The following is a 23,748-nucleotide window of genomic DNA, read 5'->3' as shown; positions in this document are numbered from 1 at the left end:
GAGGGGCAGCATGTCTCAAAATGAACAGCATTACCGAATTCCCGAATCGAACGAATCTTTTTGGAGAGCTCATAAGGAACTGCCGGATTACCCGGCATTTTCCGGCAATAAATCTACGGAAGTCGCGGTAGTGGGAGCGGGCATCGCCGGCGTCATTACAGCCTATTTACTGGCGAAAGAAGGCAAGAAAGTGACGCTTCTTGATGCCGGGAAATTGATCGATGGCGTCACAGGATATACGACTGCAAAAATTTCGGCACAGCATGGGCTCTATTATGCTCCGCTGATCAAGCTGGCGGGAGAGAAACAAGCGAAGCTTTATTATGAAGCTAATATGGCTGGGTTGAAGTTCATCGAAGAGACAGCCCAGGAATTGAACATCGATTGTGATTTCTCGTATAGAGATGCATTCATTTATTCGACCAAAGATGCCACGGTCAAGCTGTTGGAACAAGAGGCGGAAGCCTATGAAACACTCGGCATTGCCGGCGGTCTTGCGCGCGAAGAGTCCGAGCTGCCGTTTCCTGTGACCGAAGCGCTCGTCATGCGCAATCAGGCGCAGTTCCACCCAGTGAAATTTTTAGCAGGACTGGTCAAAGAAATGGAGAAAATGGGCGTGGACATTCATGAACAAAGCCGCGCCATGAAAATTCTCAGCAAAAAGGACCCGGTCCTTCAGATGGAAAACCTGTCTCATTTGTCTTGCGATCGAGTAGTGGTCGCTACGCATTATCCATTCAATGATTTCGACGGCATGTATTTCTCTAGGCTTTCCGTCAACCGATCTTATGCCATTGCGGTCCGAACCGAGGGCAAGATTCCCGAAGGCATGTACATCAGCGCTGACGGTCCGTCCCGGTCGATCCGGTTTACACCGGGAGAAGATGGAGAGAACTTGCTGTTGCTCGGCGGCGACGGGCATGCGACAGGCCAAAGTTCCGTCGAAACGATAGAACATTACCAGAACCTGGCGAAGTTCGGCGAAGATTATTTCGCTGCAAAAGACATTCCCTATCGCTGGTCGTCACAGGATATGACGACGTTGGATAAAATCCCATATGTGGGTACCATCACCGCAGGCTATGAAAATATTCTCGTCGCGACGGGATTCCATAAATGGGGGATGGCGAACGGTGCCATTGCCGGGCGGATCTTGACAGACCAAATCGTTGGTCGCGACAATCCGTATGCTGCACTTTTCGACCCGACACGGCCGAAAGTGAAAGCGGCTGATGCAGCAAGCTTCTTGAAAGACAATGCATCGGTGGCGAAAGAACTGGTGAGCGGCAAATTGAAAAAAGCGTCCAAGACCGTTGACGACCTGCAAAAAGGGCAGGGCGGTTTAGTCAAAGTGGACGGCAAAAAAGTGGGCGGTTACCGCGACGAATACAACCAAGTACATCTAGTCAAACCGACTTGTACGCATATGGGCTGTGACGTGGCGTGGAATGACGCGGAAACTTCGTGGGATTGCCCTTGCCACGGCTCGCGCTTCTCGCATACCGGGGAAGTATTGGAAGGGCCTGCAGTCAAACCACTGAAGAAAATAGAAGGCGGCATATAAAATATAAAAAAAGGAAGCAGCGCTGGCTGCTTCCTTTTTCTTATGCTGGATTTCCTTGGATTTCCAAGTTCAATTTAATGTCTTCGCCGACAAGTACGCCGCCTGTTTCAAGTGCCTGGTTCCAAGTTAATCCGAAATCTTTGCGGTTGATTTTGCCGTTGACGTGATAGGCCACGACTTCAACGCCCCAAGGGTTGGTGGCTTTGCCGCCGTATTCTGCTTCGAATGTTACAGGACGCGTAACGTCTTTGATCGTCAACTCGCCTCGAAGTTCGTATTCGTCATCATCTTTTTTCTGGATATCGCTCGCGTGGAATGTGATGTGCGGATACTGTTCAGCGTCAAAAAAGTCTGCAGAGCGCAAGTGGTTATCGCGGTCTTCATTGTTGGTATCGATGCTAGTGACATCGATCTTAAAATCAATCAAAGCATTTTCCAGGTTGTTTTCGTCTGCTTCCACTTGTGCTTCGTAAGAACCGAAAGAGCCTTTTACTTTTGAGATCATCATGTGTTTTACGGAAAATCCGATTTCTGAATGCGCTTGGTCTACTGTCCATTTTTTCATAAGTTATTCCTCCAGTTTTGTATGTGTTAGCTTTACTATAGCTAGTTAATATCTCGAAGTCAATAGGTTTTAATTAATTTATTTTTAATTCAAGATAAAAATAGAATGACTTTAGTCCTTAACAAGGCAATATCACTTGTCAAAACATGATGAAAAATGGATACTATTAAGAGCGAAAAGTTTAGAAGGGATTTGCTTGGAATGATGAAAGAAACTTGGTTGACGGATCTGCGCCGTTTTGTGGCGGAAGATCACGTTAAAATGGACGAGCCTTTGCATTTGCATACATTGACGAAAATGGGCGGGCCGGCCGATATATTTGTAGCACCGACAACTGAAGATGAAGTAGCTTATACTGTGAAATATGCATATGACAATGATATTCCCTTGTTGATGCTCGGAAATGGCTCTAATATGGTCGTCCGCGATGGCGGCGTCCGTGGAATCGTTCTGACGTTCAAAAAGCTGGATAGCATTATGATTAATGGGACAACGGTCATCGCACAAGGTGGTGCCGACATTAAAGTCGTATCTCGTGCAGCCGCGGACCGCCAACTGACAGGTTTGGAATTTGCCTGTGGCATCCCAGGATCGATCGGCGGTGCAATGGCGATGAATGCCGGCGCATACGGCGGTGAGATTCAAGACGTGATCGTTCAGGCGACCGTCTTGACGAGAGAGGGAGAAAAGCTGGTCTTGTCCAAAGATGAGCTTGACCTCGGCTATCGGAAAAGCATCATCACGAAAAAAGGCTTTTATGTTTTAGCTGCTGAGTTCGGCCTCGAAGTTGGCGAACAGCGGGTCATTGATGCGAAGATGACTGATTTGACGTTCCAACGGGAAAGTAAGCAACCGCTTGAATTTCCTTCAGCAGGAAGTGTCTTCAAGCGGCCGCCGGGCAATTTTGCCGGCAAGCTGATCCAGGAAAGCGGACTACAGGGCAGAGGATTTGGCGGGGCGGAAGTTTCGACAAAGCACGCCGGGTTTATTGTCAATAAAAACAATGCCACGGCCAATGATTATATCCAAACGATTGAAATGGTGAAAACAGCAGTGTTCGACAAATTCGGCATCGAGTTAGAGCTGGAAGTGAAAATTGTCGGCGAAGACATGGCATGATTTCAAAAAGCGGCACTCCGTATAGGGAGTGCCGCTTTTTTTAAGAAGGGCCATTATTATGATATAATGAATTCAAAGTAATTTACGGGAGAGGTGGTCAATATACAGAATTTTACTGTAGACGGCATAATTTTGATCGGCGGGATCTTCCTGCTGGCTGGCGTTTTGATGACCAAAGTATCCGCACGCGCCGGTGTTCCCTCACTCGTTTTGTTTATGTTCCTCGGCATGGTTTTGGGAAGCGATGTTTCTGGTCTTATTTATTTTTCCAATGCAGAATTCGCACAAATGGTCGGAATTGTTGCGCTCATTATTATTCTCTTCGAAGGCGGATTGCAAACTCAATGGAAGCATATCCGGCCTGTACTCGGTAGTTCAATTGTTCTGGCAACGCTTGGGGTTTTGATTACGACAGGAATTGTCGCTGTCGCAGCGTATTATGTATTCGATTTGACTTGGCTGCAGGCCTTGCTACTGGGCTCTATTGTCGGTTCGACGGATGCCGCAGCAGTATTTTCGGTTCTTGCTGGCCAAAATATCAAATCCAAAATCTCTTCAACGCTCGAAGCGGAGTCAGGAACGAACGATCCGATGGCGATGTTTTTGACCATCGCTTTCGTGCAATTGATCATGATTCCGGATTCATCGGTGTGGACGATGCTCGGCAGTTTCCTGCTTCAAATGGGGTTGGGCTTAGTTCTCGGGCTCGCACTTGGCTTTTTTGCGTCATGGACCATCAACCGGATCCGGCTTGATGCATCCGGGCTGTACGCGGTGCTGGCCGCGGGTTTTGCGATTTTCATCTATAGTTTTACAGCTGTTCTTGGCGGCAGCGGCTTGCTCGCCGTTTACTTGGCAGCGGCTTGCTCGCCGTTTACTTGGCAGCGCTTGTCATCGGTACGCGTGATTTGACGCATAGCTATTCGATCATTTCTTTCCACGAAGGATTCGCTTGGCTCATGCAAATCGTCATGTTCGTCATTCTCGGTCTACTTGTTTTCCCGAGTCAATTGGCTGATTGGGAATTGATTTGGAAAGGGCTTGTGCTATCGTTCGTGTTGATTTTTATGGCGCGTCCGGTCGCTGTTTTCATCAGTACGGCATTTTTCGATTACGATGTGAAAGAAAAACTGTTCATGTCCTGGGCAGGGCTGCGCGGAGCGGTACCGATCGTTCTTGCAACCTTCCCGATGCTCGCCGGCATGGAAAACAGCATTTTGTTTTTCAATATCGTATCATTCATCGTGTTAACGTCTGCCTTGCTGCAAGGGTCGACCATCCCATTTTTTGCAGAGAAACTCGGGCTGAACGGCCGTCCGGTCCCAAAACGCATCCATTCCTTGGAACTGGTGTCGATGGACCGGGCCAATGCTGAAATGCTCGAAGTCGAGCTGTCGGAGAAATCGCCTTTTGCCGGCCAATTGGTTCAGACGATCGGCTTGCCGAACCAAACCTTGATCAGCGCCATCATCCGTTCAGGTAAACTGGTCATGCCGACGGGGACGACGCGTCTCAGAAAAGGGGACGTTTTGTATGTGCTCACGGAAAAGAAGCAAGTGCCAAAAGTGAAACTGGTGCTTGGAGAAGAAGATTTTGTCAACTAAGCTTGCCGCTGCGGCAAGCTTTTTTCAATGGAGAGGAAGGATTTTCCACGGCCTCAGTCGAAAGAAAAATGAAAAGGGGGATTCATTCATGAACAAGAAAAAGTGGGGGAAGTGGCTATTGATCGCATTCGGCACGTTGGTCGTGCTGGGCATCGCCGCAGTTATTTTTGCAAACGTTTACATATCGAAGTCGAAACCAGTCATTGAAGGAGAAGTAGCCGTCGCGGCGTTGGAGGAACAAGTGACGGTCGTACGGGATGATATCGGCGTGCCGCATATACGGGCTGAAAGCGACGCGGATCTGTACCGCGCGCAAGGCTATGTACAAGCGCAGGACCGCTTGTTTCAAATGGATTTATCCAGACGGCAGGCAAGCGGCCGATTGGCAGAAGTGATTGGGGAAGCGGCAGTTGATACCGATAAATATTTTCGCACCTTTAGCTTGCGCCGAGCGGGTGAAGCGTCTTGGGCTGGCTATGGCGAAGAAGCGAAGCAAGTGCTCGAGTGGTATGCAGAAGGCGTCAACGCGTATATCGACGAAGCAAAAGAGGAAGGGCGCCTGAGCTATGAATTCGCATTGCTTGGCTATGAACCCGAATCTTGGACACCGGTTGATTCTTTGGCAATCGGCAAATTCATGGCCTACGATCTCGGTGGCCATTGGAATTCACTTGCAGTGAGGCACTGGGCGCTAAATGAATTTCCGGAAGATAAAGCCCGTGAATTGTTCATCCGCTATCCGGAAGAGGCACCTGCGATTTTAGCGGCCAATCAACAACAGCCGGTGACGGTTGCCGGCGCGTTCGATCCGGCGGTCATCCCGCCGGAATTCAACGGCAGCAATAACTGGGTTGTGTCTGGAGATAAGACGGAAAGCGGCTTGCCGCTGTTGGCAGACGATCCGCATCTCGGGCTCAGCACGCCATCGATTTGGTACCAAATGCATTTGGAGTCACCCGAGCAAAATGTCAGCGGCGTCATTTTTGCAGGCATTCCGGGAATCATTCTTGGCCATAACGAGCAAATCGCGTGGGGCGTGACGAACGTCGGACCGGATGTTCAGGATCTGTATATTGAAACGCCGAATCCTGATGATCCGACACAGTTCCGCTACGAAGGAGAGTGGGAGCAAGCAGAGGTGCTAGATGAGCCAATCCAGGTAAAAGACGGAGAGACCGTCGACTTTGAAGTGCTCGTTACTCGCCACGGCCCAATCGTCTCACCGGTCTTGTACGAGGAAGAAGAACCATCCGCCGTCTTTTCGATGCAATGGACGGCACTGGAGCCGACACTGGAATTGCAAGCTGTGTTAAATTTCAACAAAGCGGAAAACTGGGAACAATTCGAAACAGCATTGGAAGATTTCCAGGCGCCTGCACAAAATTTTGTCTTTGCATCGACCGATGGAACAATTGCATACAAAGCGAACGGGCGCATCCCGATTCGCAAGCAAGGGGATGGGCAATTGCCGGTGCCAGGCGATTCTGCAGAATACGGCTGGGATGGCTATGTGCCATTCGATGAATTGCCGCGCTCGGTCAATCCGGAATCCGGGTTTATTGCGACTGCCAATAACCAAGTCATAGATGATAGCTATCCGTACCATATTACGGATTTCTGGGCACAGTCTTATCGCTATGAGCGCATCGCGGAAGTGCTCGAAGGCAACGATAAACTGACAGCCCAGGATATGATGGACTTGCAGATGGACCAGAAAAACCTGTACGCTGCCGAATTTCTCGAAGGAATGATGGCGGAAGTCGAAAAAGTAACCGATGACCATGACGAGTTGTTCGAGATGCTGCGCAATTGGGACCAAGTCGATAGTGCCGGGCAAGCGGCACCTTTTGTGTTCCACACGTGGATGCGCCAATTGCCGGACACCTTATTCGAAGAACAATTCCCTGAAGATGTCTACGATATGCTGTCAGGCAAAAACCATATCACTGACGCTATGTTGCGCCAGGCTTTCGAAGGAGACGAGGGCGCATGGGTGCGTGAATACGGCGGCACCGGAAAATGGCTAGCCGACTCGCTGGAGCTGGCACTTGAGGACATCGAAACAGCGCAAGGCAGCGATCCGAAAGATTGGGAATGGGGAGAATATCACCAATTGACCTTCCCTCATCCTGTTGCTGGGGCGTCGCCAATTCTCGAGCAGTTCTTAAATCCGGATAAAGTGCCGGTGGGCGGTTCGAACATCACCGTCCAAGCCGCGGCGTTCAACGATAATGGCGATGTCGACCACGGGGCCTCTTGGCGATTTGTAGCCGATCTGGCCGATTTGTCGAAAGCCTATCATATCGTGGGCCCGGGGCTCAGCGGACATATGAAATCCGACTTTTTCCACAACCAGGTCGATGATTGGGCGCAAGGCGATTTTCATGAAACCCAGATCGAAGGCGAAGTGGAAGGGGTAGAATTAACGCTCACCCCTGAATAAGGTATACTGAAGAAAAACGTTCGGGGGATTTTATGAAAAAGATATTGGCTGTAGGGTTTGGCGGCATGGCTGGCTCATTGCTGCGCGCGGCCGTGTTTCAATTCGCTGGAGCCGGAATGGGCTTGTGGCTGGTGAATATTATGGGGAGTTTTTTTATCGGCATCGCAGCCGCCCGGTTAATAAACCGTTCAGCGGAGACGCGGTTGTTTGTCTCGACTGGGTTAATCGGTTCGTTCACGAGTTTTTCCGCCTTTTCGGCAGATTGGTTCCGCCTGCTTGACTCGTCTTTGCTGGCAGGCCTGATATATGCTTGTGGCATGACGGCCGCATCGATTGTGGCCGCAGCTTTAGGCCTCTTGGCGGGACGCAAGGGGGCGGTCGAATGATTAATATCGCTGTATTCGGTTTTCTCGGGGCGGTTGCCCGCTATCTTTGTTACGTGGCGGTGGAAATCCGTGCGCATCAGCCGAAGCTTGCGACATGGTTCGTCAACAGCGCCGGTTCGTTCGTGATCGGTGCGTGTATTGGGGCAGGCTTGCCGGTATCTTCTAGCATCTTTGCTTTTCTCGGAGCGTTCACGACGTTTTCAACAATGGCGCTCGACAGCGTGAAAGATTTTGAAGATGGCCAGTGGAAACGCGGTGCATTTTATATTTCCGCGACGCTCATTTGTGGCTTGTTGCTGTTTGCGGCCGGCTATTCCATTGCTTCTGTATAAAAAAACCGTTCCGCTAAATCAGCGGGACGGTTTTTGCGTTTTATTTGATGACTAAGACTGGCGCTTTAACGCGCTTGGCTACTTTGTGGCTCACGCTGCCGAGCACAAATTCCTGCACAGGATTCAAGCCGCGACTGCCGATAATGACTAGATCGTAAGGGTGTTCGTTGGCATGTGAGACGATCGCTGGTCCCGGTGCTCCATGGACAATCACGCTTTTCACAGAGATACCTGCCTGATGGAAAATATCTTCGAAAGGCGTTAAGTACTCACGGGTAGCTGCGGCGATTTGCTCGCTTGTGAGCCCGCGATTGCTTTCCTTTTCTGATTTTCCATAGTCGACGGCACAAATCAATGTCACTTCTACTTCAGTATGGTTTTTAACGAGTTGCATCGCATGGTGTGCGGCGCGTTTTGAATGATCAGATCCATCGATAGCGACCAATACGTGTTGGTACATAATTCGTCTCCCCTGTTCTATGGTGTCATTGTTTTTCTTAGTATAGCATTCCTTGAATTAACAGAGGAGCTTCCTTGTCATTCAAATCATGGTTTGACTGTTTGTTTGAGAAGACGTATACTGGAGTCAATCAAATGAAGGTTTGAATGAAAGGTGTGAGCAGTATGACAGAAGTGTGCGAGATTACAAAAGTCCATCCTGAGGCCGTCGATCGTGTCCAAAAACATATGGTCGAGCTAGAAGGCGTTTCGTCGCTGTTCAAAGCGCTAGCGGATGAAACACGCTTAAAGATCGCCTATGCGCTGACGATTGAAGCTGAAATGTGCGTCTGCGATATCGCTGCTGTCATCGGTTCCTCAACAGCGACGGCATCCCATCATTTACGGTATTTGCGTGAACGGGATTTGGCGAAATCCGAGCGTAAAGGCAAACAAATTTATTATTCACTGGCGGATGACCACGTCCGTCAGCTGGTGACCATCGCGAATGAACATGCGAAAGAAGGTGTTTCAGTTGAGCAAAACCTATCGTCTTGAAAATTTATCCTGCACTAGCTGTGCGGCTAAGTTCGAACAGAACATCCGCAATCTGCCGGAGGCGAAAAACGTTGAATTGAATTTCGGCGCATCCAAATTGCGCGTCGATGGCAATGTATCGATTGAAGCGCTGGAAAAAGCCGGTGCTTTTGATCATATCCGCGTTTATCCAGAAAAACAACGCGTGCCGCATGTGCCATTCTACAAACGGCGCCAGACGGTAGAGACGGCCATTTCCTTTGTCTTTTTGCTCGTCGGCATTGTCGCTTCCTTCCAGCTAGGTGAAACGCATCCAGCGTCGATCGGCTTGTTCGGTGCATCGATGCTCATTGGCGGCTACCGGATGTTCACGACCGGTTTAAAAAACCTTGGCCGTTTGGAATTCGACATGAAAACTTTGATGACCATTGCCATTATCGGGGCTGTCATTATCGGGGAATGGCGGGAAGGCGCAGTCGTCGTATTCTTATTTGCCATCAGCGAAGCGCTTGAATCATTCTCGATGAACAAAGCGCGTCAATCGATTCGTTCACTGATGGATCTTGCTCCGTCCCGCGCATTGATTCAGCGCGACGGGGAATTAATTGAGCTAGAGACCGAAGACATCCGGATCGGCGATGTATTGATCGTCAAGCCTGGCCAAAAAATTGCTATGGATGGAACCGTTTTGCGTGGTGAATCGGCTGTCAATCAAGCGGCGATCACAGGGGAATCGATTCCTGCCACAAAACAGCCGGGTGACGAAGTATTTGCAGGGACCATGAACGAAGAAGGCGCGTTGGAAGTGACTGTCACTAAGCGAGTAGAAGATACAACCATCGCGAAAATCATTCATCTAGTAGAAGAAGCGCAGGCAGAAAAAGCGCCTTCTCAGCAATTCGTCGACCGTTTCGCCAAATACTACACGCCAGCGATTATCGCTGTCGCATTTTTGGTCGCACTCGTTCCAGGATTCGTTACAGGAAACTGGGATTTATGGGTCTATCAAGGCTTGGCCGTCCTTGTTGTTGGCTGTCCATGTGCACTTGTCGTGTCGACGCCTGTTGCGATTGTAACAGCGATCGGCAATGCGGCGAGACAGGGAGTTCTTATTAAAGGCGGTATTCATTTGGAAGAAACCGGGCGCATCCAGGCGGTCGCATTCGACAAGACCGGCACTTTGACAAAAGGCTATCCGGAATTGACTGATGTATTGCCAGAAGAAGGCTATACGCGGGAAGAAGTCATCAAGCTTGCGGCGTCTGTCGAATCTCTGTCACAGCACCCGCTCGCCCGCGCCATCACGAAACAAGCACCTGAACTGTATCCATCCGAGCGTTTCCAATCCTTGACCGGTAAAGGTGTGCACGCTGAAATCGGCGGCACGCGCATCCGTGTCGGCAGCTTGAAATGGGCAGAGGAGCACGGATTCCATGCACCAGAAGCTGCGTATCGCCTGCAAGAAAGCGGGAAATCCGCAATGGCGGTATTTTCCGGCAAGCACTTATTCGGAGTGATCGGCGTGGCAGATGCCATCAGGGAGGAAAGTCCACGCATCATCCAAGCGCTAAAAGACATCGGGGTGCAGCAGACCATCATGCTGACGGGCGATCATCCTGCGACGGCGAAAGCCATTGCAGCGGAAATCGGGTTAACGGATATCCGTGCTGGTTTGATGCCTGAAGATAAACTGACCGCCGTCAAAGAGCTGCAAGCACAATATGGCCGTGTGGCGATGATCGGCGACGGCATCAACGACGCACCGGCACTCGCCGCATCCGACATCGGAATCGCGATGGGCGGAGCGGGCACAGATGCAGCCCTTGAGACAGCCGACATCGCCTTAATGGCAGATGATTTGGAAAAACTTCCATATACCATTCGACTAAGCCGAAAAACTTTGCGTATAATAAAGGAAAATATCATCTTTGCACTGGCACTGAAAATCTTGGCGCTTTTGTTGATCATTCCAGGCTGGCTCACTTTATGGATCGCGATTTTTGCGGATATGGGGGCTACGCTTTTGGTCATCTTGAATGCATTGCGCCTGGTGAAAGTCCAGAAGTAAGAGGCGTTTGGAGGTTGCGATTTGAAGTTAACAGAATGGACTATGGAAGAGCACGAAAAATTAATCGAATTTATGACCACCAATTCATGGCCTTATCATGGCCATGAGCACCCGGTGCGCGCCTTGATCGAAAAAACGATTGTTGAAGGCGGCTATAAATCAGATCAGGTCAAAACTTTTTGGATCGAAAACGATGAAGGCGAGCAAGTGGGATTGGTGAAAATCTTCGACTTACAAGATGAGATTCCGCTGTTTGATTTGCGGATTGCCGATTCCTACCGTGGCCAGGGCTATGGCCCGAAAGCGCTGCGCATGATCGCCGATTTCGTCTTTTCCTTGCCGGAGAAGAAAATCCGCCTAGAAGGCCATACGCGCCACGATAATTTTGCGATGCGCAAAGCATTTGAGCGCACTGGTTTCGTCAAGGAAGCGCATTTGCGCCAAGCCTGGTTCTCGCCAAAACAAAACCGTTATCACGATGCGGTGACTTACGGCATGACCCGTGAAGACTGGGAAGCGGGCGTGACGACACCGGTCATGTGGAACGATGCAGTTAAAGCGCCTGCAGAACCACCGTTCAACCCGGTGTTGTTGGAGTTTCCGGAAGTTTTTGAATCCGAGCGCTTGTTGATCCGTGCGCCGAAAAAGGAAGACGCTATACTTAGCTACGAAGCGGTGCGCCATTCACTCGAAGCATTGCGGCCGTGGATGCCGTTCGCGCAAAACGAGCCGGACCTCGCGGTGATGACGGCGAATCTCATCGAAGCGGCAGCGGATTTCGAATTGCGTAAAGACCTGCGGCTGCATTTCTTCGATAAGAACAGCGGGCAGTTTATCGGTTCGAGCGGCTTGCACCGCATTGACTGGGAAGTGCGCAAATTTGAAATCGGTTATTGGGTGGACAGCCGCTTTGAAGGACAAGGCTATGTAACAGAAGCGGTCGAACGCATCACCCGTTTTGCATTTGAAGAGCTGCAAGCGAACCGCGTCGAAATCCGTTGTGATCCGGACAACGTCAGAAGCCGTGCGGTAGCGGAGCGTCTTGGTTTTGACCTAGAAGGCATATTGCGCAAGGATAGCCTGTCGAGACATGACGGCAAAATCCGCGATACATGTGTGTATGCAAAAGTGAGAGCATAAAAAAACCCCGAACCAGCAGAACAAACTGCTGGTTCGGGGTTTTTAAAGGTCAGGTGTTTAGCTAAACACCCTTCCTGCCTGTCACTAAGTTCACGATCAAGACGATTGCCGCGATGATCAAAAGAATGTGAATAAGTCCGCCTGCTACGTCTAATAAGAATCCGATCACCCATACCGCAAGAATTACTACCAAAATAATCCAAAGAATACGTCCCATGTTCTGCACCTGCCTTCCCAGTTTATCTGTCTTTTGTGTTATACCTATAAGTACCCTGAGCGAAAAAACCCTAAACCTCCAGATAACCACCCAGTACAAAATTTATGAAAGTTGGAAAATTGCCTTTATTCCGCGCTTTGGCGTGCTCGCGTCTAGGGCTTGTGCTCAGTTGTTCACAAAGCGGCAGTATAGTAAACTGAACATAGCGACGCGAGGGAGGAACGGAATTTGCCTACTCCAAGTATGGAAGATCATATTGAAATCATTTATTCATTGATAGAGCAAAAAGGATATGCGCGCGTCTCGGATATTGCCGAGGCGCTATCGGTGCTGCCATCATCGGTGACGAAGATGGTACAAAAACTCGATAAGGATGGCTATTTAATCTATGAGCGCTACCGCGGGCTGATGTTGACGCCCAAAGGCCAGAAACTCGGCAAGCGTTTGCTTCAGCGGCATGACCTGCTCGAGCAATTCCTGCGGCTGATCGGCGTGGATGAAGACAAAATCTACGGGGACGTGGAAGGAATCGAGCACCATTTGAGCTGGAATTCCATCGACCGCATCGCCGACTTGGTCCAGCTGCTTGAAGACGATCCAGAAGTGGTGGAAAAACTGAAGCGCTTGAGCAAAGAACAAAAAAACGGTTAACCCAAAAATAGAGGAGGTATGCAGCATGGCTTTGCATCCAGGATTGAAAGCATTATTGCACATTAAAGACCGTTCCACATCCCAGTGGATCTTAACGGATGGTTCCGGGGATGAAGTAACGATGAACGCATCGGAAATCGAAGAAGGGCAGGAGGTCGGCACGGAGATTGAAGTCTTCTTATACCGTAACCGTCAAGGCGGCATCTCCGCCACGCCGATGATCCCGCATATTTTGCCGAGTGAATACGGCTGGGCAAAAGTATTGAAAATTTCACCGCGAGAAGGCGCAGTTGTCGATATCGGCACGACACGTGAAGTATACGTGCTGCCGGCTGATTTGCCGCCCGTGCAGGAATTATGGCCAGCGCAGGGAGACCATATTTTCATGACGCTCCGTACAGACCGCTACGGCGATCTTTACGGGCGTTTGGCCACAGAAGAAAAAGTGTTAGAGCTCTACGAAGCGGCACCTGCAGAAGTTTACAATAAAGACTTGAAAGCACGCGCCTATCGCTTACTGCCGGTTGGCTCATTCATGCTGTCAGTGCCAGAAAACTATCGTGTGTTCGTCCACGAATCGGAGCGCGAAGCGGAACCACGCCTCGGGGAAGAGAAAACGGTACGTGTCATCGACGTCAAAGACGACGGGACGCTTAACGGATCGCTCTTGCCGCGCAAACAAGAACGCCTGTCGGATGATGCGGAAGAAATCTTGCGCTATTTGGAAAATGCGGGCGGCCAAATGCCGTTTACCGATAAATCATCGCCTGATGAAATCATGGAAATGTTCGGCATGAGTAAAGCAGCATTCAAGCGCGCGCTCGGCCGGCTTTACAAAGAACGCCGCATCTTGCAAGAAGACGGCTGGACAAAAATGCTCGGTTAAGGAACCTTTCTGCCTCAAATGCGTACTACTATTTGAAGAAAGGGGCAAAAAAAGATGAAAAAAACAATGACACTTGCCGCATTGGCGCTTGCTTTTACGTTGGCGTTGGCCGGCACAGCATCCGCAAATGTCGGAATAAATGAGAAATTTGGCTTGCCGATCGTTGTCTACGGAGGCGATTTGTCTGCTGATGAAAAAGCGCAAGTCGCTGAAAGCCTGAACGTTGCCGGGGAAGCAGAAGTAGAGGAAATCGAAGTGACCGGACAAGACTTGGTTACTTACATTCAGGATGGGGACGCGCGTGCGCGCATGTACTCCTCAGCTAAAATAACCCGCACCGAAGAAGGCGAAGGGCTGGTCATTGAGATCACTACCCCAGACAATATTACTCAAGTGACAACAGATATGTATGCGAATGCCATGCTGACGGCGGGCATTGAAAATGCAACGGTCGAAGTCGCTGCGCCAAAAGCGGTAACGGGGCACTCAGCACTTGTTGGGATTTATAAAGCTTATGAAGTGAACGGGGAACAGCTTGATCCTGAACGGACGGATGTCGCCAATGACGAACTATCCGTTGCAACGGAATTGTCTGAAGGCGGCGTCGACCAAGATAAAGTCAGCGAATTGCTGACGGAAATCAAAAAGCAGATTGCCGAGCAAAATCCAGCTACGCGTGAGGACGTTGAACAAATCGTCGAGGAGCAATTGAGCCGTCTCCAGATCGAACTGAGCCCGGAAGACCGCCAATTACTGGTCGATTTGATGGACCGCATTCGCCAGCTCGATATTGATTTTTCGAAATGGTCGACAGAATTGGAAGACTTAAGCAAGACAATCGGAGATAAAATCGAAACCGTCGTCAATGACGAAGGGTTCTGGGAAAGTGTTAAACAATTTTTCCGTGATTTGGCCAATACCGTTCGCGGTTGGTTCAATTAATTCGATTGCCCATAGTGAAGGCTGCTGAAACGGAACTCAGGCAATGAATAAAAAAGAGGACGGCCCCGAAAACCGCAATGTTGGTTTTCGGGGCCGTTTTTTATGTACCTATTGCGTTACGGGCAGCAAACAGCTATCTTGCAGAAAAATGCTGTGGAATGCTAAACTAAAGGTAATAATCTCGAATTCGAGATAAAGAAAGGGTGCTTTTTATGCAAGTTGCAGGCATTCATCATGTCTCGGCCATTACAGCCAACGCAGATAAAAACCACGACTTTTTCACGCGCATTCTCGGGATGCGTCTCGTCAAAAAAAGCGTCAATCAGGACAATCCGTCTTCCTACCATTTGTTTTATGCAGATGCAGTAGGAACGCCGGGAACTGACATGACCTATTTTGATATCCCGATGGCGGGCAGAACCTATCCGGGCGTCACTTCCATCAGCAATACCGGCTTCCGTATCCCGTCTCAACAAGCGATGGGTTATTGGCTAGAGCGTTTTCGTGAATTTGGCGTTCCGCACGGTGAACCAACCCAGCGCTTTGGCCGTGACACGGTCGAATTTCAGGATTTCGAAGGCTCCCGTTTAATGCTGGTCGTCGATAACGGTGAAGGCATTCCATTCGGCAAACCATGGACAAAAGCGAGCGTCCCGGAAGCGTTCGCCATTCGTGGGATTGGGCCGGTGAGGCTGACAGTGCGAAAAGCAGAACGAACGGCCAATGTATTGACGGAAGTTCTCGGGTTTTCAAAAGCTGGGGCCTACGCACCGATAGTGGAAGGGCAACCCGAAATAATTGTCTACACCACAGGAGAAGGCGGCCCAGGCGGCGAAATACATTTAGAAGAACGCTCAGACCTTCCGCCGGAGCGTCCTGGCCGCGGCAGTGTGCACCACGTAGCGTTCCGTGTGAAAACGGATGAAGAGTATCATCGGTGGAACGAACGATTACGGGCGCGTGGTTTTCAGACGTCCGGTGAAGTAGACCGCCACTATTTCAAAGCAATTTATTTTAGAGAACCGAACGGAATCCTGTTTGAATTATCGACAGATGGCCCCGGCTTTGCGACCGACGAAAACGCAGACGAACTTGGAGAAGGCTTGGCATTGCCGCCATTTCTTGAGCCGAGGCGCAAGGAAATCGAGGACTCTCTTCGCCCGTTGAAGATGAACCTGTAAGCGGCAGGATTACGCAAGCTTGTACAATTTAAATAGACTTGAGGAGGAATGGGATCAATGGAATTAAAATTTACAGAACTTGGTCACGATGAGTTTGCTTTCCGGGAGACGGAGGGCGATTCAGTGAAAGCCGAAATCACCTGGACACAAATGGCTGATTTGATGGTCATGGAATATACCTTTGTCGAAGAAAACTTACGCGGTCAAGGGTTCGCTAAACAATTGCTGGATCATGCGGCAGCTTATGCCCGTGACAATCAATTCAAGATGCAGGCGGTTTGCTCTTATGTAGCAGAGACATTCGAACGTTCCGGCGAATACGATGACATCAAAGCCTGATCGCTAAAATAGACATAAAAAAAGCAATCCGTTCCTCGTGGGATGGATTGCTTTTCTATGTATAATTGACTAGTTGGCTCATAGGCTCACTCCTTCTTACAGGCTTGTCATGAAGAATACGATGGCTGTAAGGATGGATGCGCCGCCTACCCCGTACATGAAATCTGCTTGGTTAAAAATTAATTTGTTTTCCATTATCTGCAACTCCTTTATTATATTCTGTCTATTATTGGCTGATAGTAATAAAATACCCAGCATGATAAAACTTAAACAAGTTTTATTAAGTTTTTAGCGGGAATGAAAATAATGCGAAACCAAAACGGTTTACAAGCGTATGTATGTAAGAAGCAACAAATTATCAATAGTTGAGGGGCTTGGCCTAATTCTAGGTCGCATCGACGGGATCCCCAAAAAACAGAAATGGGAGGGTTTTTTATGAATCAGGCACCAGAGAATTATGGAACCATTAAAAGGACAGGCGAAAAAGCTCTTGGCATCATCGGTTCTATTTTTAATGTCATCGGCATTATCCTATCGATCATCCTCATCACCAGCTTGAGCGGTTTTGAAGGCAGCCAGATGCAAATGCAGTTGGAAGAGGAAATCCGCAATGATCCGAACTTGACGAATCCGCAAGATGTCGAAATGACCTTGGATATGGTCAATTCATTTGTGCAAGGCTTTGATATACTTGGCTGGATCGTCGTTGTGTTACTCGTTGTTAGCACAGTCTTTGGCGTATTGGCCATGACGAAATTGAAGACAAACGATAAGGCAAACACGGCAGGCATCTTCTTCATCTTGGCCGGAATTTTTGCCGGGATCTTGTCGCTGACATCGATTCTTTTCTACATCGCTGCCATTATGTGCTTCGTGCGCAAGCCGCCGCTCCGTGAAGATGAATTGATGGGCTATGGCAACGAACCAACCGGTAGAAACGATGCGGCAACGCCTGAAGACGACACGCCGTACCGTCCGTTATAAAAGAAAATAGTTCAAGCAAAAACCCCCTCGAACGAATTCGAGGGGGTTTTTATGCAGGTATGGGCTTATTGTGCCTGGCTTGAGAGATTGAAAACGTATTTCGCTGTCTGAAGGGGGTGCCCTTCGAACAATTCCTCAAACTCTTCAAGCAAAAGAAAGCCGTTCGCTTCGTAGAAATTGCGGCCTTTTTGGTTATCGCTTTCCACATAGACGAATAATTGCTGGCCGCCTTTTAAGCGCGACAACCCATCCGACAATAGCTGTTTGCCAAAGCCTGAACGTTGATGCTCGGGTTTCATGTACATGGCAATCAATTCGGCATCGCCGTCTTCGTCGACTTTTGTGAAATTGGCGAAGCCCACAGCTTGCCCGTCTTGTTCGGCAAGCAACAGGATCGTCCGTTCCATGCGCATTTCAAGCATGGGGGTGGAGTAAGATTGCTCCAAAAACTTCTGTTGTATAGGAGATGGAATGATCCCTTCGTACGTATCATTCCAGCTAATGTGCGCGATTTCCCGTACAGACTCGATATCTGCCGGTGTACCTGTGCGAATCATGCGATCACCTCTGGAATTATTTTTGCTATCATATCAAACTCTAGCCTGAATAGCCATCGATGTGGAATAATGAAATGACAGGAGGCGATTGATTATGGCGTGGAAATACTGTCAATTTGACGATTTCACAGCACAAGCATTATACAATATATTAAAGCTTCGTGTCGAAGTATTTGTGGTAGAACAGAATTGCCCTTATCCGGAATTGGACGGCCTAGACGAAGTGTCTACTCACATCGTTTACGAAGAAGATGGGGAAGTGCTGGCTTATTCACGGCTAGTACCGGCAGGGAAGAAATACGATGCGCCGTCAATCGGCCGTGTAATCGTAAGAAAAGAAGCGCGTGGCCGCGGATTGGCAAAAGAACTTCTTGAACGCTCGATTCATTATATCGACGAACAATGGCAAGAACCTGAGATTCAATTGCAAGGACAAGTGTATTTAAAGGAATTTTATGGCTCGTTCGGTTTTGAAGCAATATCGGGAGTTTACGATGATGACGGGATCCCGCATATCGACATGAAGCGCTCAACTGGAAAAATAGCTGGATGAACCGTGATTAGCTTTGAACAATTAGGGTAAACAAGAGGTAATAAGAAAAGTAAAAGGAGTGCTGCAAATGGCTAGGAAAAAAGGTGGCGGCAGAGGCCTGCTTTTGGCGGGACTTGCAGCTGGTGCATATGCATATTTCAAAAAACCAGAAAACCGAGAAAAAGCGACGGTTGCATTTAATGACGTGAAAGCGAAGGTGAATGAGTATATGGAATCTCAAAACTTGGATCAAAACAACAAACAGCAAGATCAAAAAGACGAAGGCTTGGACAAAACCGACCTGCAAGAAAACAAGATGACGGCAGAGGGGGGAACGCAAGCAACCGTGCAATACTATAACGAAAAAGAACAGAAAGAGAAGAAAGAAGACAATGACGATGCAAAGCTTTCTTCGAATGACGACAGCAAAGAAAAATCAGAAAACACGGATTCAGTTTCATCTGAGCCGCGTTTGAATACCGATAAGTTGTAAGTTCCAAAAACCGCCTTGGCATAGATGCCAAGGCGGTTTTTTTATGGACCAAGGGGTTATCGTTTGAGCGTTAGCCAATTGGCCAAAGCAACCAGCAATAAGAGTGAGCCACTGAATAAGAAACCGCTATCTGCAGAAAGCGCCAAGGCTCCGGTGACCCCAGACCCCGCTACGACACCGATCGAGAAGAAGGCGTAGAAATATCCATAAGCACGGCCTCTTGAAGCATATTCTGTGGCATCAATTAATAAGGAATTGATCGATGGGAACAACAGCGCAAACCCGAAGCCATACGCACACATCGCAGCATATAAAAGCGGTTCTGTTGAGATATTGGCGAGCGCGAACAGCGAGGCTCCCATGACGGAAAAACCGAGGACCAAGGTAATAATCGGACGAACGGCATCGAACAGGCGGTTGATGGGCAACAGAAAGACGAGGATAGCCGATAAGCCGAATGCGCTTAAGAGCAAGCCGCTTAACTGAGAGGGAAGGCCGAGCGATTCCACTTTCAACGGCAGCATATAAGCAAGCACACCTTGTGAAAACATTAAGAAGAATGCACCCGAAAAAGATCGATAGAGTCCTGGATTCCAGTGGAAAGCTTGACGATTAGCGGCTGAATTCTCTTTTTTCTTGTTCACTCGATGCGTCCGCAGCAATAAGAACGCAGCAATCGCAAGAAGACCAATCAATGAGCCAGTCGCAGCCATCGTCTCAGGAACGCTGCCCTGTCCTGTGTAAATCGCTCCGTAAGCTGGGCCGATAATAGCGGCGAGGCCGACGAACGCACCGGAAATCGCTGCGTTTTTGCCACGGCGGCTGTGATCGGTGCGATTCGCTAAATAAGTGAAGGCGGCTGGAACCGTCAATCCTGCCGCTAAGCCATGAACAAAGCGAACGGCAAGAAGACTGTAAGGGCCATCCGCCAAGTTATATGCAAATAGCGCGGCACTAGTCGCCACAAGACCTGCTAATAGAACGGCGAATGGTCCTTTGCGGTCGGAAAAGATGCCAGAGATGATATTGCCGAAAGTGTTCGACAACGAATACATTCCGACGGCAAGGCCTGCTAGGAATGGGCCAGCGCCAAGTGATACCGCAAATGGGCTGATGATCGGCAGCTGGGCAAATAAGTCGAAAAATGCAAAGAAGATGATAAGATAAATGAACAAGCGCAAAGGGGTTCCCAACTTCCTTTAAGGTGTATTGGTGCGTGGAACTGCCAATTTCAACATTACCTGCGCAAGCTAGAGCCGCTGGACTAAACAGAAATAAATGCGGCAAGGTGGATTAGCTTTTGCTTTGTTTAGGGTATTGAAACACATGACCTTATTATAGCACCGGAGGGAAAAAGATGAAAAAAGCGATGTTCATATGGAATCCTTCTTCAGGGAAGGAAAAAGCGGCAGATTATAAAGATTTTGCAGAGAAAACCTTAATTGAAATGGGCTACGAAGCCGATACCCGTGAAACGACAGGGCCAGGAGATGCCACGCATTTTGCTGAGGAAGCTTGCGAAAACAGCTATGATCTTGTCGTGGCGATGGGCGGCGACGGAACGATCAACGAAGCGGTTTCGGGATTGGCTGAAAAGCAACACGAACCGCTCTTTGGATTGGTGCCGCTCGGTACAGTGAACGACTTTGCGCGTGCGCTCGGCATTTCATTGGATCCAGAGGAAGCGATTGAAGGTTTGAAAACGGGACGCGAAAAACGCGTAGACATCGGAAAAGTCGGAGATCGATACTTCATGAATATCCTGGCGATCGGTGAGATTGCTGAATCGACCTACGAAGTGGATGCAGAGCAAAAGACCAAGCTCGGCGCGTTCGCTTACTTTGTCGAAGGCGTCAAGGCAGTCGCTTCTGATGAAGTCACTACATTTGTCATTGAACATGACCATGGAACATGGGAAGGGGAAGCCAAACTCGTTCTGGTGGCCTTGACTAATTCTGTTGGTGGCTTTGAAAAGTTGGCACCGGAGGCCTTAACAGACGACGGACTGCTTCACCTATACATTGTGGAAAATGCTGCGCTTCCGGCATTTGCCCGTATGGCGACTGCCCTGGTCCGTGGCAAATTCGAAAAAGACCCAGCAGTGCAAGCCATTCACACGACGCATGTCTCGATTCGTACGAGTGAGTCGCTGTCGTGCAATATCGACGGCGACGAAGGAAGCACCACGCCTTTTGATATTGAAATCATGCCGAGCCATATTCGAGCGGTCGTTCCCGGAGAAACCGATCAATAGCTGCGCTTTCTGGCAATATCATTTGCCGGGTATACCCGCAGGCTGGTGTAGAACGCGCGTTCCAGTTGGCCTGTTTTTATTTTTTTGTAAAAACATTGGAAATCGGAACTTTTTCATCGCTGAAACGTACAGATAAGTGTATAATTGGTTTTAACTGTTACTGATGTCATACATTTGTAAAAAAAATTAGCTCAATTTACTTAAAAACTTGTAAAATTATCTGTAAAACGCTATTATTATTATTTATTCAAGCAGTTTATTAGAAGAAGCAGTTCGTTAAATTTTTCACATAGAAAGCCGGGGAGAAGATGAATATACTCGAAACACCATCCATTCAGGAAACCATTTCCAGAATCTTTATGAACGAAACTGAAAACGTCACGCAGCTGGAGGGGCTGGAACGTTTTTTTGAAGTGGAGACTCAATTGATGCACGAAATCCACAATTTGGAGAAAGATCGTGCCAAAGAAACATTGCGTGAATTGATCGACATGCTCGCCCTTCACGCTGGAAAAGACATTATCCGAACCGTCCGCAATTACTACATCATTTTATCGTCCGTGATGGCACGCAAATTGTATGAGATGCGCGTCCCACCGAAAAAAGCGTTCGCGTTTAACGCAGCATGTGTCGAATTGGTTGATAAGCATATGAACGATTCGGAGTTCATGTACGTAGCCGATGAACTGATCGAGTTTTTCACATCGATCATCTCAGAACGTAAACAGCCATCCTTTGGCCACCAAACCGTCAATAAAGTCGTCATTTTCATTAACGATGAAGTTGAACGTGATTTGTCGGTAGAGGAAATTGCCAAACACTTCAATATTTCCACGAGCCATTTGTCGCGTATTTTCCGTGAACATGCAGGAATCACCTTGGTGGAATACTTGAACGTGCGACGCGTCGAAGAATCACAATATTATTTGCGCCATTCGAATAAAGGAATCTCTGAAATCTCTAAGCAGTTCCATTTCTGCAACCAGAGCTATTTCACACGGATTTTCAAAAAGTATACCTCGGTAACGCCAAAGCAATTCCGTGACAGCCAACACATTCCTTATTTCCGTTACACTTTGCCAAATGCCAAATAAAGGAGAAGTTATTCTCCTTTTTTTTATGCCTAATTTTCGTCACAAGAAATGAAAAAAGCAGCCAGTCTGTGGACAGTGCATTGAATTTTTGCGCTCATATCGTTATACTTCTTAGTAGTCCAAAAAGGTGAAGGTGACAAACGTGAAAAAGAAACTTACATTACTGCTCATGCTTGCGGCAACGATTGCATTTTTAAGCGGCTGTTCAGCAGTTGAAAACAAAGAAGGATTTTTCTACTCGATTTTTGTAGCACCATTTGATTTCTCGCTCGATTATTTAGGCAATCTCTTCGGAGGAAGCTATGGTATGGCGATTGTGGTCATCACGATCATCATCCGCCTCGTCTTGATGCCATTTATGCTGCGCACGTATAAGCGCCAGCAAGGAATGAAAGTCAAGATGGATAAAATGCGCCCGGAAATGGAAGACATCCAGAAGCGCTTGAAAGAAACAAAGGAAAAAGAAGAGCAAATGAAACTTCAGCAGGAAATGATGGGGCTCTACAAAAAGCATGACGTCAATCCGCTCAATATGGGCTGTTTGCCGGTCGTCATTCAAATGCCGATCATCATGGGCTTGTACTTTGCGATTCTCTATTCGCCGGATGTACGCTCTCACGAATTCCTTTGGTTCAACCTCGGTTCACCCGATATCGCTATGACCTTGATCGCGGGGGCTGTGTACTTCTTCCAAGCCAGAGTGTCGCTATGGACCATGCCGGAACAGCAGCAAAAGCAGATGAAATTCTTCATCTACCTGTCTCCGATCATGATCATGTTCATCTCGTTCACATCGATGGCGGCATTGCCTGTTTACTGGGCAGTCGGCGGGATCTTGTTGATTATTCAAACGTTTATTGGGCGGAAATTCTATTCGTCGCATCCAGAAAAAGCATTGGAATCGGTTGAAGAAACGGAAACAATCGAAGAGAAAAAATAATCAAAAAAGCCGGCGCAGCTGCCGGCTTTTTTTTCAGGGGAGATCAGTGATGAATCCGAAAATTTTGCAAGGCGTCTTGATTTTGCTGCTCAGCATATTGGCAATTGTCTTCTTGTTCATGGGCAGCATGGAAATCGCCGTCTTGTTTATGACACTCTTGTTCGTCTTGACGAACACGTTCCGCTACAAGCAAATGAAAGAAATGGGCATGGCCCGCGAGGCAAAATGGACGAAAGGTATGGCGATCCTCTTTGCTGTTTTGTTTGTAGTTGTCGCCATTGTGATCTTTATCTAGAAAAAACAGCACAGGCTAATTAGCCTGTGCTGTTTCTGTATAATGATGTTTATCTTTTTTGCGTTCTTCCAATAGAAAATCCAACTGACTCATGAGGGTCAGCAGGTCATGCTTTGATATTTTTTTCAAAATTCCCAGCTCCCTTAACAGTTATGCCAAATGATTCGCAGCAGTGAACACTGTTAAG

Annotated in this window: 25 protein-coding genes and 1 pseudogene; 21 read left to right on the top strand and 5 right to left on the bottom strand. The window is 48.4% G+C overall.

The genetic code is table 11. The features are described 5' to 3' along the window. Positions 1–10: 10 nt before the first annotated feature. The gene (locus AY633_RS15085; protein WP_068489031.1) at positions 11–1,564 is read left to right on the top strand and encodes an FAD-dependent oxidoreductase; all 1,554 of its coding nucleotides are present in this window, start codon (positions 11–13) and stop codon (positions 1,562–1,564) included. Positions 1,565–1,604: 40 nt separating this feature from the next. Here AY633_RS15085 and AY633_RS15080 read toward each other — a convergent pair whose 3' ends face one another. Further along, entirely contained in the window at positions 1,605–2,129 is a 525-nt protein-coding gene (locus AY633_RS15080) for a YceI family protein (RefSeq protein WP_068460328.1), read from the bottom strand. 201 nt (positions 2,130–2,330) lie between these two features. Between AY633_RS15080 and murB the strand changes: the two genes are divergently transcribed. From murB to AY633_RS15055, 5 genes and pseudogenes are all read left to right on the top strand, one after another. Further along, positions 2,331–3,248, top strand: a complete 918-nt coding sequence (gene murB, locus AY633_RS15075; protein WP_068489030.1) for a UDP-N-acetylmuramate dehydrogenase — start codon at positions 2,331–2,333, stop codon at positions 3,246–3,248. 102 nt (positions 3,249–3,350) lie between these two features. Further along, positions 3,351–4,852 (top strand): annotated as a pseudogene (locus tag AY633_RS15070) (potassium/proton antiporter). An 88-nt stretch (positions 4,853–4,940) separates the two neighbouring features. Then, positions 4,941–7,295 (top strand): penicillin acylase family protein, encoded by a 2,355-nt coding sequence (locus tag AY633_RS15065; RefSeq protein WP_068489029.1) that lies wholly within the window; start codon positions 4,941–4,943, stop codon positions 7,293–7,295. Positions 7,296–7,327: 32 nt separating this feature from the next. Then, on the top strand, positions 7,328–7,681 hold the full coding sequence (locus tag AY633_RS15060) for a fluoride efflux transporter FluC (protein ID WP_082799259.1): 354 nt from the start codon (positions 7,328–7,330) through the stop codon (positions 7,679–7,681). Beyond that, on the top strand, positions 7,678–8,013 hold the full coding sequence (locus AY633_RS15055) for a fluoride efflux transporter FluC (RefSeq protein ID WP_068489028.1): 336 nt from the start codon (positions 7,678–7,680) through the stop codon (positions 8,011–8,013). Before AY633_RS15060 ends, AY633_RS15055 begins: the two co-directional genes overlap by 4 nt. Positions 8,014–8,053: 40 nt before the next feature. Here AY633_RS15055 and AY633_RS15050 read toward each other — a convergent pair whose 3' ends face one another. Then, on the bottom strand, positions 8,054–8,473 hold the full coding sequence (locus AY633_RS15050; RefSeq protein WP_068489027.1) for a universal stress protein: 420 nt from the start codon (positions 8,471–8,473) through the stop codon (positions 8,054–8,056). A 164-nt stretch (positions 8,474–8,637) separates the two neighbouring features. Between AY633_RS15050 and AY633_RS15045 the strand changes: the two genes are divergently transcribed. The 3 genes from AY633_RS15045 to AY633_RS15035 are packed head-to-tail and all read left to right on the top strand — an operon-like array spanning position 8,638 to position 12,196. Next, positions 8,638–9,009: a metalloregulator ArsR/SmtB family transcription factor gene (locus AY633_RS15045; protein ID WP_068489026.1), complete on the top strand. Its 372-nt coding sequence runs from the start codon at positions 8,638–8,640 to the stop codon at positions 9,007–9,009. Further along, positions 8,966–11,056, top strand: coding sequence for a heavy metal translocating P-type ATPase (locus AY633_RS15040; protein WP_068489058.1), 2,091 nt, complete (start codon positions 8,966–8,968; stop codon positions 11,054–11,056). Before AY633_RS15045 ends, AY633_RS15040 begins: the two co-directional genes overlap by 44 nt. A 21-nt stretch (positions 11,057–11,077) precedes the next feature. After that, positions 11,078–12,196 (top strand): GNAT family N-acetyltransferase, encoded by a 1,119-nt coding sequence (locus AY633_RS15035; RefSeq protein ID WP_068489025.1) that lies wholly within the window; start codon positions 11,078–11,080, stop codon positions 12,194–12,196. Between the two features lie 61 nt (positions 12,197–12,257). On the opposite strand, the gene AY633_RS16500 is transcribed toward AY633_RS15035, so the two are convergent. Continuing rightward, positions 12,258–12,413 carry a lmo0937 family membrane protein gene (locus AY633_RS16500; RefSeq protein WP_121300999.1) on the bottom strand — a complete coding sequence of 52 codons (156 nt, stop codon included), beginning with the start codon at positions 12,411–12,413 and terminating at the stop codon, positions 12,258–12,260. Positions 12,414–12,641: 228 nt separating this feature from the next. Between AY633_RS16500 and mntR the strand changes: the two genes are divergently transcribed. The 6 genes from mntR to AY633_RS15005 all read left to right on the top strand — a co-directional run bounded on the left by mntR (position 12,642) and on the right by AY633_RS15005 (position 17,396). Continuing rightward, on the top strand, positions 12,642–13,064 hold the full coding sequence (gene mntR / locus AY633_RS15030; RefSeq protein WP_068489024.1) for a transcriptional regulator MntR: 423 nt from the start codon (positions 12,642–12,644) through the stop codon (positions 13,062–13,064). A 25-nt stretch (positions 13,065–13,089) separates the two neighbouring features. Next, the gene (locus AY633_RS15025; RefSeq protein WP_068489023.1) at positions 13,090–13,950 is read left to right on the top strand and encodes a CvfB family protein; all 861 of its coding nucleotides are present in this window, start codon (positions 13,090–13,092) and stop codon (positions 13,948–13,950) included. Between the two features lie 54 nt (positions 13,951–14,004). Further along, entirely contained in the window at positions 14,005–14,892 is an 888-nt protein-coding gene (locus tag AY633_RS15020) for a DUF1002 domain-containing protein (protein WP_068489022.1), read from the top strand. Between the two features lie 212 nt (positions 14,893–15,104). Continuing rightward, entirely contained in the window at positions 15,105–16,073 is a 969-nt protein-coding gene (locus AY633_RS15015) for a ring-cleaving dioxygenase (RefSeq protein ID WP_068489021.1), read from the top strand. 57 nt (positions 16,074–16,130) lie between these two features. Further along, positions 16,131–16,412 carry a GNAT family N-acetyltransferase gene (locus AY633_RS15010; protein WP_068489020.1) on the top strand — a complete coding sequence of 94 codons (282 nt, stop codon included), beginning with the start codon at positions 16,131–16,133 and terminating at the stop codon, positions 16,410–16,412. A 435-nt stretch (positions 16,413–16,847) separates the two neighbouring features. Further along, complete coding sequence (locus tag AY633_RS15005; protein WP_068489019.1) at positions 16,848–17,396, top strand: DUF4064 domain-containing protein; 549 nt, start codon at positions 16,848–16,850, stop codon at positions 17,394–17,396. 65 nt (positions 17,397–17,461) lie between these two features. Here the strand turns inward: AY633_RS15005 and AY633_RS15000 are convergent, their stop codons facing one another. After that, entirely contained in the window at positions 17,462–17,953 is a 492-nt protein-coding gene (locus AY633_RS15000) for a GNAT family N-acetyltransferase (protein ID WP_068489018.1), read from the bottom strand. A 94-nt stretch (positions 17,954–18,047) separates the two neighbouring features. Between AY633_RS15000 and AY633_RS14995 the strand changes: the two genes are divergently transcribed. Then, complete coding sequence (locus tag AY633_RS14995) at positions 18,048–18,506, top strand: GNAT family N-acetyltransferase (protein WP_068489017.1); 459 nt, start codon at positions 18,048–18,050, stop codon at positions 18,504–18,506. A 67-nt stretch (positions 18,507–18,573) separates the two neighbouring features. Beyond that, entirely contained in the window at positions 18,574–18,978 is a 405-nt protein-coding gene (locus AY633_RS14990) for a hypothetical protein (RefSeq protein ID WP_068489016.1), read from the top strand. A gap of 56 nt (positions 18,979–19,034) precedes the next feature. Here AY633_RS14990 and AY633_RS14985 read toward each other — a convergent pair whose 3' ends face one another. Then, the gene (locus AY633_RS14985) at positions 19,035–20,159 is read right to left on the bottom strand and encodes an MFS transporter (protein ID WP_068489015.1); all 1,125 of its coding nucleotides are present in this window, start codon (positions 20,157–20,159) and stop codon (positions 19,035–19,037) included. A 176-nt stretch (positions 20,160–20,335) separates the two neighbouring features. Between AY633_RS14985 and AY633_RS14980 the strand changes: the two genes are divergently transcribed. From AY633_RS14980 to AY633_RS14965, 4 genes are all read left to right on the top strand, one after another. After that, the gene (locus tag AY633_RS14980) at positions 20,336–21,232 is read left to right on the top strand and encodes a diacylglycerol/lipid kinase family protein (protein WP_068489014.1); all 897 of its coding nucleotides are present in this window, start codon (positions 20,336–20,338) and stop codon (positions 21,230–21,232) included. A gap of 308 nt (positions 21,233–21,540) precedes the next feature. Then, positions 21,541–22,326 carry an AraC family transcriptional regulator gene (locus AY633_RS14975; protein ID WP_068489013.1) on the top strand — a complete coding sequence of 262 codons (786 nt, stop codon included), beginning with the start codon at positions 21,541–21,543 and terminating at the stop codon, positions 22,324–22,326. Between the two features lie 142 nt (positions 22,327–22,468). Continuing rightward, positions 22,469–23,266, top strand: coding sequence for a membrane protein insertase YidC (gene yidC, locus AY633_RS14970; protein WP_068489012.1), 798 nt, complete (start codon positions 22,469–22,471; stop codon positions 23,264–23,266). 49 nt (positions 23,267–23,315) lie between these two features. Next, positions 23,316–23,561, top strand: a complete 246-nt coding sequence (locus AY633_RS14965; RefSeq protein WP_068489011.1) for a hypothetical protein — start codon at positions 23,316–23,318, stop codon at positions 23,559–23,561. Positions 23,562–23,748 lie beyond the last annotated feature (187 nt).

Source organism: Planococcus maritimus (assembly GCF_001592825.1).
In the GTDB taxonomy this organism is placed as follows: domain Bacteria; phylum Bacillota; class Bacilli; order Bacillales_A; family Planococcaceae; genus Planococcus; species Planococcus maritimus_C.
The sequence above is the reverse complement of the archived record's forward strand: the minus strand, read 5'-3'. Positions and strand labels throughout refer to the sequence as shown.